Below are 14,852 nucleotides of genomic sequence, written 5' to 3' on the forward strand. Positions count from 1 at the left end.
ACTTTAAATTATGTTTATTTCTATTCGATAACTCAAACAACAATTGTGTTTTGTAATAATCTGACAGCCGAAAGCTAAAAGCTGATTGCAAAGAATGTAAGCTACTTCATTAAAACAAAAAGAGATTGTACCGCTAAAAAGTACAATCTCTTTTTTATGAAACCTACAAGTTTAATCTTCTAAAGTAAACATATAGCCAACACCTTTCAGGGTTTTGATATAATGTTCTGGAATTTTTTCTCTGAGTTTTCTGATGTGAACATCCACTGTTCTTTCTACAACATATACATCAGTTCCCCATACTTTTTCCAACAATTCGTCTCTATTGAATACTTTATTTGGATGTTTTGCTAAAAAAGAAAGTAGTTCAAATTCTTTTTTGGGCATTACCAAAGCTACTCCGTTGTTCAATACGCTGTAATTAGTACGGTTAATAACCAATTGCCCAATTTCGATTTTTTCGTCGCCTTCAATTTGCTGTGCATCCCTTCTTAATAAAGCTCTGATTCTACTTACTAAAGCACGAGGTTTAATGGGTTTTACGATATAATCATCAGCCCCCACATCAAAAGCGGCTACTTCTGTATATTCTTCTGCACGAGCTGTAAGGAAAAGGATATACACTTCTTTGAACTCTGGCATCAGACGAAGTCGTCTGGCGGTTTCGATACCATCTTGACGAGGCATCATTACATCCAATAAAATCAAGTCTGGTTTAAAAGACTTTGCTACTTCTAATGCCTGAATACCATCCATTGCAGATTGTGTTTCGTAGCCTTCTTTTTGAAGGTTGTACTCCAACAATTCAATAATATCTGGGTCGTCATCAACCAATAAAATTTTGGGAATAGGTAATGCGTTTGCCATATTTTTTTCCTTGAGCTAAGATGATTTTATTAACAATTCGTCAATATTAGCTCTCTTATTATTAATGCAAAATTAACAATCTTAATATTACGGAATTGTTAAATCTAATGAGTAAGCCTTATGCTTGCATAACATTTTTTTGTCGGTCTTTTGGCAAAGTAATACAAGTATTTTCTGAATCTTGTCCTTAGTTTATGGTTTTTCAATATCAATGAAAAGCAACTCCCCTGCTTCGTTGCTAATCAACAAGTGTTTATTATCCAGAAAAGTAATTGCCTCTGTTTGGTTATAAATGAATTTATAACATTTCTTAGGATGCCTAAAATTAATCTCCTGATTTTCAACACCAAAAAAGAGTACTTGCCCGTAAGTTACCAAGGCGAATGTCTTTTCATCGGGACTGATTGCCGCCCCAGTAACCATTGTGCTAATCTTTATTTGGTCTTTGGGCAACAAAGCATAATTTCCCGAATACTTTGGCACAGCATATAGTTTCACCAAATTATTACCTCTATTTTTAGAAAATAAATAAAGGCTATCGCCTTTGGCAAAAAAAGCTTCACAGTCAAAATTCTTGTCTATATCTTCGGGCGGGAATTTCTCTTGGTCGGCATAATGAAAACGAATAGGTTCTAAAAGAGTAGCCGTTTTTTCATTTACTTTCTGAATAATTAATTCTCTTCTTGTATTTTGATTATTTCCAAAATCGCCAATGTACAAATAGCCGTCTTTATCTCTGGTAATTTCTTCCCAATCTTCATTTTTGATTGTCGGAAATCGTAGTACCGACAGCAATTGTCCTGTCTTATCAACTTCATAAATTTCAGCTTTTCCCCCGCTATCATTGTGCGTCCAGAAAGTAGTATCTTTTGCCGTAGCTACCAAGCCCGAACTTTCATTTACTACTGGAGGCATCTGTGCAATTTTAGTGATTTTATAAAACTGCTTTCCTTTGACGAAGTTACTCTCTTTGATTTCAGAGTGACAGCCACAAATGATAAATTGCAAATTAAAAAACCACCAAAACAATTTTGAATGAATCATATAAATAGCGGATATTATTAGGCATTTTTTAACAAAAGTAGAATCAATTCAGGACATTTATCGTTATCATTGCGTGAAAAAACGATGAACTATTAATTCTTCAAGCTGAAATTTAAGCAGAATTCCTAACTTTCCAACGTTTGTAATCGTTTTTCAATAACCAAAAATTGATAAAATATAACGAAATGCTGCCCAATAGTTTTTTAGAAGCTCTTTCCCAAAAGCACTCAAAACCCAATACTTTTCCCTCGACAACTGCGGTGAAAGAATTGTTTATCGACATTTCGTTGGCATTATTTCCCGAACAAACACAACGTCACTTCGGCTGTGTGGATGAATTGCAAGAAGCTTTCGACCAAATCCAATTAAGACTTACCCGATTACTCCGTTCAATGCAACAACATCTTGAAGAAGATGCACGTACTTTGGCGGCTGAATATATTCAAAAACTTCCAGAAATTTACCGTGTTTTATTAACAGATGTACAGGCAATTATGATGGGTGACCCAGCCGCTCAGAGTGAATACGAAGTAATCAGAGCTTATCCCGGTTTTTATGCCATCACTTTTTATCGTCTGGCTCATGCTTTATTTGAAATGAATGTACCAATCGTTCCGAGAATCCTGACCGAGTACGCTCATTCAAAAACAGGCATTGACATTCACCCAGGAGCTTCTATTGACGAATACTTTATGATTGACCACGGTACTGGCGTAGTAATTGGCGAAACTACCAATATCGGCAAACACGTAAAAATTTATCAAGGCGTTACGCTCGGAGCATTATCAGTAAGTAAAGAAATGGCTTCATTAAAACGCCACCCGACGATTGAAGACCACGTAGTAATTTATGCAGGAGCAACAATTTTGGGCGGTGAAACAGTCGTTGGTGCGAACTCTATTATCGGAGGAAATGTTTGGCTCACTCGTAGCATTCCTTCTTTCACAAAAATATATCACCAAGAGCAGGTAAAAATATTGCAGTAATATAATTGAATGGCAACACTCTTAGACTTAGTTGGCAACACGCCAATTGTTGAATTAAACAGAATCAACCCGAATCCAAACGTAAAAATTTACGGAAAATTAGAAGGACACAATCCAGGTGGCTCGGTAAAAGACCGTGCAGCTTACGGAATGATTCGTGGGGCGGTAGAACGTGGAGAAATACAACCCGGCATGAAGCTCATCGAAGCTACTTCTGGTAATACAGGTATTGCTTTAGCGATGATTGCTCGTTTGTACGGACTTGATATTGAATTAGTAATGCCCGAAAACTCTACTCGTGAACGAGTATTGACGATGGAGGCTTTCGGTGCTACGGTTACGCTTACGCCAGCCAGCGTTGGCATCGAAGGTTCAAGAGATTATGCAGAAGCAAAGGTAAAAGAAGGAGGTTTCTTTATGTTAGACCAATTCTCGAACCCCGACAATTACATGGCTCATTATTACTCTACTGGTCCTGAAATTTGGAGAGATACCGACCAAAAAGTAACGCACTTCGTTAGCTCGATGGGAACTACTGGGACGATTATGGGTACTTCTAAATTTTTGAAAGAAGTAAATCCTGCTATTCAAATTGTAGGTTGTCAACCGACTGAGGGTTCAAAAATTCCGGGTATTCGTCGTTGGGAACAAGAATATTTACCCAAAATTTTTGATGCTTCAAGAGTAGATAGAATTATGGATATTTCAGAAAAAGAAGCTCGTGAAATGGCGAATACTTTAGCAAAAGTAGAAGGTGTTTTTGGTGGAATGAGTAGCGGTGGTGCGGCTTCGGCAGCGGTGCGTTTGGCTCAGGAGTTAGAATCAGGCGTAATTGTATGTATCATTTGCGACCGTGGTGATCGTTACCTTTCAAGTGATTTATTTGGAAGTTGATATAAGAACTGTAAAATCATTCAAATCCTGTTAGTATTGTAAGTCAAGACTAACAGGATTTGAACATACTTTACAGCTTATATTTCCAAATAATCATATCCTTCTTTAAACTATTTATGAAATTTTGATTTTCATCAAAATTCTTAAATTTCACATAACTTCCATCACATTCCCTCACTTGGCACAAAACACAATTGTCTGGAAAGTTTTCTACAATAAGAACATCTTTTGAATTATAGCTTTCTAAATACATTATACATTTGCTACAATCTCCATATTCTCCTTGCTGCATTTTCTCAGTAAACTCTTTTAACCAAGGAAGGTTAGCAGTAGGATTGCTAACTCCACATACACTTCTTTCTATCATTTCTTGCTTTGAGCATCCCAAAAGCAACAATATTAATAAGCTTAACGCTATTAACCCCTTAAATTTCATGGCTTGGCTTAGTTATTTTTGAACGAAAAATTTCCGAGTGTTCATCAATCATTGTTGGCATTCGAGTACCTCATAACACCTTTAAGTATTACTTGTAAATAGTGTAGAATGGTATTGGCTGAATCAGGTAATTAATCAAATCTATTGGATTTAATTACTATCAAAAAAGCATAAAAAAAGCCTTGCTGAGAAGCAGGACTTTTTTGTTTTATTTGCGATATGTAGGTAAAACGCCCGACAATATGGTTTTGTTTCACCATTGAAAAATTATTAAACTATTTTTCAAAATATCATCAAATATTTTCAAAATGCCGAATTATATGAGCCGATGCCACAAAAAAGAGTAAGTCTCAACAAATTTTCGGAACTTTGCATTAATTAGTATTTATTCAAAATTTGAAAATCCAAGATTAGAATGCGTCTTCATCGTCCATTAGTGATAGCAACCGTAAAGGCTCTGCAAGAAATATTTTTTGTAAAAAATCCTCGCCAAGCCGATAAAGTAATCGAGCAAACATTGAAATCAAACAAACAATGGGGAAGCCGTGACCGTGCCTTTATTGCTGAAACTACTTATGAAATTGTTCGCTATTGGCGATTGATTCTTTTCTCGAACAATCTTTATGAAGATAAATTAAAAGCTCCGTACTTCTGGCAAATTGTGGGTTCATGGTTGATTATCAAAAAACGCCTTTACCCGAATGCCGACAATATTGATTTATTACCCAAATGGGATGAATTTTCGCACATTCAGCCATCTAAGATTTTAGACCGCTTTGAAGAAGGAATGTTGATTCGCAAAATCCGTGAATCTGTTCCAGATTGGCTCGACCAATTATGTGCATCCGAATTGGGCGAAGAAAAATGGGGCGAAGAAATTATGGCGATGAACGAGCAAGCTCCAGTCGTGTTAAGAGCCAATACTCTAAAAACGAATCAAGATAAATTACAAGATTTATTGGATGCTATCGACATCGAAACCATCGTTCCTGAAGGTTTGCCTGATGCTTTGATTTTAAAACAACGTCAGAGTATTTTCAGAACTGATTATTTCAGACAAGGTTTTTTTGAAGTACAAGATGCAGGTTCGCAATTAATTGCTCCATTTTTGGATGTTCAACCGGGCATGAGAGTCATTGATGCTTGTGCGGGTGCAGGCGGAAAATCTTTGCACTTGGCAGCTTTGATGCAAAACAAAGGCAAAATTATTTCAATGGACATCGAAGAGTACAAATTGGTAGAATTGATGAAAAGAGCCAAAAGAAACGGAGTAGATAATATTGAAGTAAAGCTCATCGACCAAAATGTGCTAAAAAAACTTGAAAACAGTGCTGATAGATTGTTGCTGGATGTACCCTGTTCGGGCTTAGGTGTAATTCGTAGAAATCCTGATTCAAAATGGAAACTTACGCCTGCATTTATTGATAATTTAAAAGAAACCCAGTGGAAAATTCTTACTGAGTATTCGGCAATGTTGAAAAAAGGCGGCAAAATGGTTTTCGCTACTTGCAGTCTTTTACCTTCAGAAAGCGAAAATCATATCAGACGCTTCATGGCTGAATTTGGCGACCAATGGGAGTTTCTGGGCGAACGTCGTACTTCAATCGCTCAAGAAGGTTATGACGGTTTTTATATGGCTTGTTTACAGAAGAAATAATTATCAATTTGAAGATTTGATAATTTGAAAGGTTTTGGAATTTGAAGATTTGAAAAATTTGAGAATTTGAAGGTTTTGGAATTTGAAAGTTTGAAGATTTAGCCATTTTGAAATTTGTAGATTATCCTATGGAACAAATATATTAAGGCATTTTGTTTGAATTTCAAAGAATATACTCCATTTTCAAATCTTCAAATTAACCCATTGTCAAATTCTTTCTTTATCAACATGAAAAAAATACTCATATTACTACTATTTACACTGGTTTGGCAAAATGTAGAAGCACAAGTGGCTACTCGTTGGCGAGCAACTGTTCAAACCGATGGCGGTGCTTTACCTTTTGGACTTGAGATAAAATCGACCAAAAACAAAAATAAATTTGACGTTTTTGTGCTAAATGCTTCTGAAAGATTTAAAACTGATGAGGCTACATTAGTTGGAGATTCTTTAATTATACCGATTGCTTTATTTGATGCTGAAATTGTAGCAAAGAAAAATGCACAAACCTTAGTTGGTTTTTATCGTAAAAATAAAGGACGTGCTTCTTACGCTCAGTCACCATTCCAAGCTACTTTAGGTTATACGTTCAGATTCAGAACCAATAAAATGGCGATTTTGGGCAATACTTCTGGTAAATGGTCGGTGAATTTTATCAATGCCGAAACACAAAAAGCCAGTTTTGCCGTTGGTACTTTCCAACAAAAAGGAACAGTAGTAACGGGGTCGTTCCTAACAACCACAGGCGATTATCGCTACATGGACGGAAATATCGTGGGCGACAGTTTATTTCTTTCTACTTTCGACGGCTCGCACGCATTTTTGTTGAAAGCAAAAGTAGAAGGCGATAAAATCACAGGGAAATTTTACGGCGGAATCAAAGGCTTTAGAAATTTTGAGGCTAAACGTGATGAGAATGCAAGCTTGCCAGATTTAAGTAAAATCACTTATTTAAAAGATGGTTTCGACCGTTTTGATTTTACTTTTTTCAATGAAAAAGGCGAAAAAATTTCTCTTTCAGATGATGCTTACAAAGGCAAAGTAGTAGTTGTTCAAATTTTAGGTTCTTGGTGTCCAAACTGTATGGACGAAACGAATTATTTAGCTCCATTTTACCAGAAAAATAAAGCTCGTGGTTTTGAAGTCATTGGTTTAGCCTATGAAAAATCAACTGATACAGAATTTTTCAAACAAAAAATGGCTTTACTTCGCAAACGTTTTGCTATTGAATATCAATTACTCAATGCTGGTACAAACAGTTCAGAAAGTGCTTCAAAAAGTTTGCCTTCATTGAATCAAGTAATTGGTTTTCCGACGACGATTGTATTAGACAAAAAAGGTGAAATTCGTTTGACACACGCAGGATTTTCAGGGCCTGGTACTGGTAAATATTATACAGACTGGGTTCATGAATTTGAAAGTAAAATTGATGAATTGATTAAAGAGTAGAGATTCGTAAATAGTGATTGGTGATTAGACTTTCTAATTATCAGTTATTTACGACAAATAGAGGTATTAATTAAAGAACACTAAGTACTTAAACGTGGGTACTCCCGAAATTTCTTTTGAAAAAGTAAATTTTAAAAGATTTCAATGTTTTTTGGATTTGTTCTCGTCCTTACTTTTTGCCTTGATGCAAAAAGTAACAAAAAAATCAAGAATTCCTAAACTCGCTTCGCTCAAACAGTAGGAATTCATTGCCCTTCAATCATAAAAAAGCGGTCGAAAGTAGATTTTCGACCGCTTTTTTATGATTTTAAAATTCGGGATGACTCATGTTTGAATTTTTAATGTAATAAAGCAAAAATGGCTAAATAAGCCGCTACGCCAGCAAAATAGCCCAATAAAGCCGTAAAACTGATTTTTCGCATATACCAAATAAAATCTATTTTTTCCATTCCCATTACTGCTACGCCAGCAGCCGAACCGATAATTAATACACTTCCGCCCGTTCCTGCACAGTATGCCATAAATTCCCAAATTTTCGAGTCGGTCGGGAAAGATGATAAATCGTACATTCCCATCGAAGCCGCTACTAAAGGCACATTATCAATCACCGCCGAAGCCAAGCCTATCACAACCACAATAATATCCTGATTTCCAATAGATTTATCCATCCAAACCGCTAAATCCGACAGTAAGTGCGTAGATTCTAAAGCCGCAATCGCAATTAAAATCCCTAAGAAAAATAAAATACTTGAAGTATCAATTTTACTCAAAGCATGAGCTACCGTAAAAGGTTTCTTTTCTTCCTCATCTTTGCCCGAATGAAGTATTTCTGACACAATCCAAACAATGCCTAACCCAAGCAAAATTCCCATGTAAGGCGGTAAATGCGTAACAGTTTTAAAAATTGGAACAAACAATAAAGTACTTATACCCGTAAAAAACATAATGACAGAATTTTGAGCTTGAATAACAACTTGGCTTACATCCAAAGAAGCATCACTTCCCTCCTCTTTAGGCTTTTTTACAGAACCCTTTATTTTATACGTCATATAAATCAAAGGAATAATCAAAGAAATCAAACTTGGAATGAGTAACATTTTCATAATGTTTACAGGCGTAATTTGTCCGCCAATCCAAAGCATCGTAGTGGTTACGTCACCAATCGGCGACCAAGCACCGCCAGCATTGGCTGCGATAATTACAATTCCTGCAAAGAGTTTTCGAGATTCTGAATCTTTTATCAATTTCCGAATTACCGAAACCATCACAATTGCCGTAGTGAGGTTATCTAAAACCGCAGACAAAAAGAAAGTAATAAAAGCTACAATCCACAACAAAGTAACTTTGTTTTTACTGGTAATACGGTCGGTAATGAGTTTGAAACCCTGATGAGCATCCACCAATTCCACAATCGTCATTGCTCCCAGCAAAAAGAAAAGTATTTCAGAAACTGAACCTAAATGATGTGAAAGTTCCTCCAGTACAGTTTCTTTTTGTTCTGTAAAAACCACGTAGGTAGTCCAACATAAAACACCTGTTAATAAAGCCGTAGCGGTTTTATTGATTTTTATCGGATGTTCAAAAGCAATGGCCAAGTAACCAACAACGAATATTAGAATTAAGAGTATTTGCATATTTTAAATTGTTATGTGCGAGTAAAGATAAGGCAAAAAGCACTTGGAATAAAAAAATGGAAATCGGGAAAAGTAGAAAAAAGGCTCAAGATTTAGTAGAAAAAAAGCAATTTTGTCCACAACTACCAAAATAGTGCTTAAAAACCTCAATAAATTCCTTTTTTTCTTTCGCATCCCATAATACTCATCTAACTTTGTGGGATTTAATTTTTTCTTAGTGGAAAGCCATACAATCTAACTTTCCAATTTACATAAATAAATTTAGCAAAAATGAGTTCAATAGTATCGCTCGCAGACCGCATTAATGCACTGGAAGAGTCAGCAACGCTCGGGATGACAAAAAAAGCCCGTGAACTTGCCGCTCAGGGACACAAAGTAATCAGCCTTTCGGTAGGTGAACCAGATTTCAAAACCCCAAAGCATATTTGCGATGCCGCTAAAAAAGCCATTGATGATGGTTTTCATGGTTATTCGCCAGTAGCTGGTTATCCTGACCTTCGCAAAGCAATTGCTGATAAGCTTAAGCGTGATAATAATATTGATTGGAAACCTGAGAATATCGTGGTTTCAACAGGTGCTAAGCATTCTTTGGCCAATGTAATTTCTACTTTGATTAATCCGGGTGATGAAGTAATTATTTTTGCTCCTTACTGGGTTTCATATTCTGAAATGGTGAAATTGGCAGAAGGTACTTCTGTAATTGTTGACGGTGCTTTTGAAAATAATTTCAAAGTAACACCAGAACAATTTGAAGCGGCAATCACTCCGAAAACGAAATTAGTAATGTTTGCTTCGCCAAACAATCCTACTGGTTCTGTTTATACAGAAGCTGAATTAAGAGCTATCGGAGCTATCGTAGCGAAACATCCAAACATTTTTGTGATGGCTGATGAAATTTACGAATACATCAACTTTACTGAAGCTGGACATTTCTCTATCGGTTCAATTCCTGAAATCAAAGACCAAGTAATCACTGTAAACGGTGTTGCGAAAGGTCATGCAATGACAGGTTGGAGAATTGGTTTCATCGCTGCGGCAAAATGGATTGCTGATGGTGTTGAAAAATTACAAGGACAAGTAACTTCTGGAACGAACTCAATCGCACAGAAAGCAGCAACGGTTGCTTTCAACGGGCCTTTGGACGAAGCTTACAAAATGAAAGAAGCGTATCTTCGTCGTCGTGATTTAGTAGTTGGTCTTTTGCGTGAAATCGAAGGTTTCAAAGTAAATATGCCAGACGGAGCATTCTATGCTTTCCCAGATGTAAGTTACTATTTCGGAAAATCAGACGGAACTACTACTATCAAAGATTCTGATGATTTCTCGATGTGGCTTTTAGCCGAAGCATTTGTTGCTACGGTTGCAGGAACAAGTTTTGGAGCTCCTGATTGTGTTCGTATTTCAACGGCTGCTGCCGACGAGCAATTAGTTGAAGCTTGTGCAAGAATCAAAGCTGCTGTGGCAAAACTTAAATAATATTACTCTTCATAAAAGATACTCTGAACTAAATGCTTTAGAGTATCTTTTATGATACTTTATATCATCGTCATTCTTAGTTTTGTCTAAACTTCTACTCATTTTTTTTCTTTTTCTAAGATTTGCCTATATCTCTTCATTCTCAAGTAATTTAAAATTTTATTGATTTTTCGGCATAATATTTGGTAGTTTTATAAAAAAATCCATTAATTTCTTTTATAAACTAAATTTTGCACTTGAGGAATAGTATCTTAAAATATTTATTCTTTTGGTTACGAATTGATTAAATTGTATCAAGAATACTAAGACAGTTCAGAATGACCAGTAATAAATTATATTGGCCCATACAAATATCATGTTGGGGAATTTACATCACATACACAACATTTGAGCTAATTTATTTCAGATTAGAACCCAGCCATGCGTTGGCTTTGGGTTTCAGTAATTTTATTATTCTGATACTTGGCACTCATTTGTACCGTTGGTTTATCCTCAAAAACAAAATTGATACTTTAGAAGGAAGCCGCTTTTATATTTATCCAATCGCAGGGAATTTGATTATTGCACTCATTACCGAATTAATCAATATCAATATTTTTCACGCACACCTACCCTATTCAGACATTAAAGATGTGAGTATATACAATTACATTTTTAATTTTATAAAGACATTTAGATTCATTTTACCATGGTTTATTTGCTTTCATGGTATAAAATTTGCTAACAAAGCTAAACGAGAAGAAAGAGCCAAAACGGAGGCTGAAATTCATATCAAAGAGGCAGAGTTAATCAGTCTGAGAAGTCAGTTAAATCCTCATTTTCTTTTCAACTCACTCAATAGTATTCAAGCTCTTACACTTTCTGACCCCAAAATTGCCAGAGATGCCACCATCAAGCTTTCTGATTTATTAAGGGTTTCACTTTCTTATAATGACTTGAAAGACATTTCATTTCAAGAAGAATTAAATTTAGTAATCAACTATCTCGACCTTGAAAAAATTCGTTTTGATAGCCGTTTAAACTACAAGGTTGAAGTACCCAAAAGTGTTTTAGCTGCCAGAATTCCACCAATGTCTTTACAATTACTGGCCGAAAATGCCGTAAAACATGGTATTGGTAAGCTAAAAAAAGGAGGAGAAATTGTGGTTTTTGCCAGCAAAAAAGGAAATGTATTAACCTTTGGAATCAAAAATACAGGTACTCTAACGAGTAATCCGACAGAACCTAAAACCCGCAAGGGCATTGGAATAGAGAACCTCAACAAAAGGTTATTAATCAATTATGGCATTACCAATGGGTTTTCTATTACATCCGAGGATAATATTGTTACAGCTCAGGTAACTATCCCTTTTAAGATACAGTAAAAACAATGCCTCATTTTTTCCCCATATCTAAATAAAATTTCAACGTTAAACATAAAGTTTAATCGAAAAAATTGGAAAATAGACTTTAGAAAGTGTTTTAAAATAATTCAGAAACCACTATATTAGCGGAAAATAAGTAGATACGTCATATTACTACTACCTGAAAGGTTCACAGGAGTTGACCTATATAAATCAATAGAAAAATTAGTATGCGAGATGGCCAATAGAAAACCTTACTCCCCAAGAGCTGTTAACCGCCATGATCAAGACTTGTCAAATATAAAGCCCATGAGTAAGAAAATTAAGACTATCTTGGTGGATGACGAGAGATTATCTCGCCAAGAACTAAAGTACTTGTTGCAAGACTATCCAGATATTCAAATCATTGATGAAGCTGAAAATGTTGATGAGGCTATCGAAAAGATTCATCGTCTTCAACCTGATTTAATTTTTTTGGATATTGAAATGCCAGAAAAAAATGGCTTCGATTTATTAGATGAATTAGAGTTTATTCCGAAAATTGTTTTCGTTACAGCTTATAACCAATATGCTATTCAGGCTTTCGAATCTGAGGCAATGGATTATTTACTGAAACCAATGAAAGCTGAAAGACTTTCAAGAACAATTGAAAAACTTCGTGCAGAAATTCAACAAACCAGAATTTCTGAAGCTGTTTCAGAAGGAAGACTCCCTCCTGATAAAAGAATTTTCTTGAAAGATGGCGACAAGTGTTACTTTGTTAGATTAACCGAAATCTACATGATTGAGTCGGTTGGTAATTACTGTCGTTTCCATTTTGGCAATAACCGCCCAATGATTCACCGTTCTTTGAATAAAATTCAAGAACGCCTTGACCCAAATATCTTTTTCAGAGCAAACCGTCAACAAATTATCAATACTGAATACATTGCTGATATTGATTCTTATTACAAAGGCGGAATGAAAGTTGTGTTAAACAACGGTATCGAATTAGAAATATCAACCAGAAACTCGGTTGCATTTAAAGAGATGATGGGTATATAATCTGAATGATTTTACTTATACAAAAAAGTTCTCGGAAACATCTGAGAACTTTTTTGCTTTCTGCACTAAAGGGAATTTTCATCGTTTTTACACAGAAATTTCTTCTATTTAAAGCCAATATCCGTTTGTCAAATCTGATAAACGCTATTTATCATCACATTTCATCGAAGGTGTACTTTCTCTTGTAAAATTACTTATCTCAAAGTATTTTTAATCTATATTTTTACTTAGATGTAGAGCAAAAAAAGGTTTAACAGTGGCGGCTGATAAACCTTTTTTGTTTTTAAGCTACCATAACTTTTATCATTGAATGAGTGGCTGGTTTTTCCTATCTTTGCCATTATGTATATTCTAAGATTCTTTTACTCTGTCTGGGCTCTTTTCTGGTTTATTTTTCTTTTTTTATTACTATTTCCCTTCTTTTGGATTTTTTTACAAAAAGAAGAATGGAAACCTAAAGCACATTTTCTGAATAGATTATGGGGAAAATTATACTTTCCTATTATAGGAATGCCCGTGCGAATCCGATACGAAAGTACTTTAGATACTAACAAAACTTATGTGTTTTGTGCCAATCACTTTTCATATTTAGATATTGCCGTAATGGGCGTTGTGGTAAAAAACTATTTCGCTTTTGTTGGGAAAGCAGAAATCAAAAAAGTACCTCTTTTTGGTTATATGTTTCGCAAGCTTCATATCCAAGTAGATAGAAATGATAAAAATAGCCGTTCAAAGTCTTTAAATCGTTCTATCAAGGCTTTACAGAATGGCAGAAGCATTTGTATTTTCCCAGAAGGCGGTATCAAGTCTAAAAAATTACCACAAATGCACCTTCCTTTCAAAGATGGATGTTTTGTAATGGCGATTAAACAACAAGTACCAATAGTTCCTATTACTTTTTTGAATAATTATCAAGTAATGGAAGATAACCAATGGCTTCTTCGTCCTGCTCCACTTCAAGTAGTGGTACATCAACCTATCGAAACTTCGTCGATGACGCAAGATGATATTGAAGCTTTGAAAAAAAAATTTTATGACGTTGTACAAACAACCCTCAACAATCATTTAAACTAACCTTGAAACAGTCCAGTTAAAAGAAATACTTACCAGTTATAATAAATATTATAGCAATTAAACATCATAAGATTTACTTTGACGAACAATTATCAATCAAAATCTAAACGATATAACAAATGAAGGCTCACGAAATAGATTACAAAATCATAGGCGAAGACATCCAATTAGTAGAAGTAGAACTTGACCCCAACGAAACCGTTGTTGCAGAGGCTGGCTCGATGTGCTATATGGAAGATGGAATTGTATTTGAAACCAGAATGGGTGACGGCTCAAGTGCTGATAACTCATTGTTAGGTAAAATATTTCAGGCGGGTTCTCGTTTACTCACAGGTGAATCTTTGTTTATGACACACTTCACCAACCGTGGTTATGGCAAACGCAAAGTAGCTTTTGCTGCTCCTCATCCGGGAACAATTATTCCGATTAATTTATCCACTTTACCCGGCAATACTTTGATTGCCCAAAAAGACAGTTTCTTGTGTGCGGCTTTGGGTACTCAGATTTCAATTACTTTCAACCAGAAAATTGGTGCTGGTTTGTTTGGTGGCGAAGGTTTTATTTTAGAAAAACTACAAGGTGATGGTTTGGCTTTTGTTCACGCAGGTGGAACAATTGTAGAAAAATACTTAAATAACGAAACCTTGAGAATTGATACAGGTTGTATTGTGGCTTTTGAACAAACCCTCAGCTATGATATTCAAAAAGCAGGAAACCTAAAATCTATGATTTTTGGTGGTGAAGGAATGTTTTTAGCAACCATGCGTGGTACTGGTAGAGTTTGGATTCAATCAATGCCTTTATCAAAACTTATCCGCACGCTGTCGCCTTATGGCAATAATACAAACAAAGAAAATGGCTCAGTTTTGGGCGGATTAGGGTCATTATTTGAAGATTAGCAGACTTTTTTTCGTCATGTTATCGCTAATTGCTTCGCTTAATTTTTTATAG

The 14,852-nt window shown here is 35.4% G+C and carries 13 protein-coding genes; 9 read left to right on the forward strand and 4 right to left on the reverse strand.

Annotated features, from left to right (window positions below; all coding sequences use genetic code 11):
• Positions 1–171 precede the first annotated feature (171 nt).
• Complete coding sequence (locus tag VB248_RS12590; RefSeq protein ID WP_323297140.1) at positions 172–867, reverse strand: response regulator transcription factor; 696 nt, start codon at positions 865–867, stop codon at positions 172–174.
• 192 nt (positions 868–1,059) lie between these two features.
• Positions 1,060–1,911 (reverse strand): hypothetical protein, encoded by an 852-nt coding sequence (locus VB248_RS12595; RefSeq protein ID WP_323297141.1) that lies wholly within the window; start codon positions 1,909–1,911, stop codon positions 1,060–1,062.
• 188 nt (positions 1,912–2,099) lie between these two features.
• Here VB248_RS12595 and VB248_RS12600 point away from each other — a divergent pair, with 188 nt between their 5' ends.
• Both VB248_RS12600 and cysM read left to right on the forward strand, forming a co-directional pair.
• Positions 2,100–2,897, forward strand: coding sequence for a serine O-acetyltransferase (locus VB248_RS12600; RefSeq protein ID WP_407652908.1), 798 nt, complete (start codon positions 2,100–2,102; stop codon positions 2,895–2,897).
• Between the two features lie 9 nt (positions 2,898–2,906).
• Positions 2,907–3,791: a cysteine synthase CysM gene (gene cysM, locus VB248_RS12605; protein ID WP_323297143.1), complete on the forward strand. Its 885-nt coding sequence runs from the start codon at positions 2,907–2,909 to the stop codon at positions 3,789–3,791.
• A gap of 70 nt (positions 3,792–3,861) precedes the next feature.
• Here cysM and VB248_RS12610 read toward each other — a convergent pair whose 3' ends face one another.
• Positions 3,862–4,227, reverse strand: a complete 366-nt coding sequence (locus tag VB248_RS12610; protein ID WP_323297144.1) for a hypothetical protein — start codon at positions 4,225–4,227, stop codon at positions 3,862–3,864.
• 415 nt (positions 4,228–4,642) lie between these two features.
• On the opposite strand from VB248_RS12610, the gene VB248_RS12615 reads away from it, so the two are divergent.
• Both VB248_RS12615 and VB248_RS12620 read left to right on the forward strand, forming a co-directional pair.
• Entirely contained in the window at positions 4,643–5,884 is a 1,242-nt protein-coding gene (locus tag VB248_RS12615; RefSeq protein WP_323297145.1) for an RsmB/NOP family class I SAM-dependent RNA methyltransferase, read from the forward strand.
• A gap of 228 nt (positions 5,885–6,112) precedes the next feature.
• A complete protein-coding gene (locus VB248_RS12620; protein WP_323297146.1) occupies positions 6,113–7,330 on the forward strand; it encodes a peroxiredoxin family protein in 1,218 nt (405 codons plus the stop codon).
• Positions 7,331–7,668: 338 nt separating this feature from the next.
• Here VB248_RS12620 and nhaD read toward each other — a convergent pair whose 3' ends face one another.
• Entirely contained in the window at positions 7,669–8,964 is a 1,296-nt protein-coding gene (gene nhaD, locus VB248_RS12625) for a sodium:proton antiporter NhaD (RefSeq protein WP_323297147.1), read from the reverse strand.
• Between the two features lie 270 nt (positions 8,965–9,234).
• Here nhaD and VB248_RS12630 point away from each other — a divergent pair, with 270 nt between their 5' ends.
• The 5 genes from VB248_RS12630 to VB248_RS12650 all read left to right on the forward strand — a co-directional run bounded on the left by VB248_RS12630 (position 9,235) and on the right by VB248_RS12650 (position 14,800).
• Positions 9,235–10,440, forward strand: coding sequence for a pyridoxal phosphate-dependent aminotransferase (locus tag VB248_RS12630; RefSeq protein ID WP_323297148.1), 1,206 nt, complete (start codon positions 9,235–9,237; stop codon positions 10,438–10,440).
• A 317-nt stretch (positions 10,441–10,757) separates the two neighbouring features.
• Positions 10,758–11,804: a sensor histidine kinase gene (locus VB248_RS12635; RefSeq protein WP_323297149.1), complete on the forward strand. Its 1,047-nt coding sequence runs from the start codon at positions 10,758–10,760 to the stop codon at positions 11,802–11,804.
• A gap of 288 nt (positions 11,805–12,092) precedes the next feature.
• Positions 12,093–12,827: a LytR/AlgR family response regulator transcription factor gene (locus VB248_RS12640; protein ID WP_323297150.1), complete on the forward strand. Its 735-nt coding sequence runs from the start codon at positions 12,093–12,095 to the stop codon at positions 12,825–12,827.
• A gap of 342 nt (positions 12,828–13,169) precedes the next feature.
• Positions 13,170–13,901: a lysophospholipid acyltransferase family protein gene (locus VB248_RS12645; RefSeq protein WP_323297151.1), complete on the forward strand. Its 732-nt coding sequence runs from the start codon at positions 13,170–13,172 to the stop codon at positions 13,899–13,901.
• A gap of 119 nt (positions 13,902–14,020) precedes the next feature.
• Positions 14,021–14,800 carry a TIGR00266 family protein gene (locus tag VB248_RS12650; RefSeq protein ID WP_323297152.1) on the forward strand — a complete coding sequence of 260 codons (780 nt, stop codon included), beginning with the start codon at positions 14,021–14,023 and terminating at the stop codon, positions 14,798–14,800.
• Positions 14,801–14,852 lie beyond the last annotated feature (52 nt).

This window comes from Arcicella rigui (assembly GCF_034929435.1).
In the GTDB taxonomy this organism is placed as follows: domain Bacteria; phylum Bacteroidota; class Bacteroidia; order Cytophagales; family Spirosomataceae; genus Arcicella; species Arcicella rigui.

Bases quoted from the DNA above. Each gene is read 5' to 3' on its own strand.
- VB248_RS12590 (WP_323297140.1), bottom strand. From the start codon at position 867: ATGGCAAACGCATTACCTATTCCCAAAATTTTATTGGTTGATGACGAC.
- VB248_RS12595 (WP_323297141.1), bottom strand. From the start codon at position 1,911: ATGATTCATTCAAAATTGTTTTGGTGGTTTTTTAATTTGCAATTTATC.
- cysM (WP_323297143.1), top strand. From the start codon at position 2,907: ATGGCAACACTCTTAGACTTAGTTGGCAACACGCCAATTGTTGAATTA.
- VB248_RS12610 (WP_323297144.1), bottom strand. From the start codon at position 4,227: ATGAAATTTAAGGGGTTAATAGCGTTAAGCTTATTAATATTGTTGCTT.
- VB248_RS12615 (WP_323297145.1), top strand. From the start codon at position 4,643: ATGCGTCTTCATCGTCCATTAGTGATAGCAACCGTAAAGGCTCTGCAA.
- VB248_RS12620 (WP_323297146.1), top strand. From the start codon at position 6,113: ATGAAAAAAATACTCATATTACTACTATTTACACTGGTTTGGCAAAAT.
- nhaD (WP_323297147.1), bottom strand. From the start codon at position 8,964: ATGCAAATACTCTTAATTCTAATATTCGTTGTTGGTTACTTGGCCATT.
- VB248_RS12630 (WP_323297148.1), top strand. From the start codon at position 9,235: ATGAGTTCAATAGTATCGCTCGCAGACCGCATTAATGCACTGGAAGAG.
- VB248_RS12635 (WP_323297149.1), top strand. From the start codon at position 10,758: ATGACCAGTAATAAATTATATTGGCCCATACAAATATCATGTTGGGGA.
- VB248_RS12640 (WP_323297150.1), top strand. From the start codon at position 12,093: ATGAGTAAGAAAATTAAGACTATCTTGGTGGATGACGAGAGATTATCT.
- VB248_RS12645 (WP_323297151.1), top strand. From the start codon at position 13,170: ATGTATATTCTAAGATTCTTTTACTCTGTCTGGGCTCTTTTCTGGTTT.
- VB248_RS12650 (WP_323297152.1), top strand. From the start codon at position 14,021: ATGAAGGCTCACGAAATAGATTACAAAATCATAGGCGAAGACATCCAA.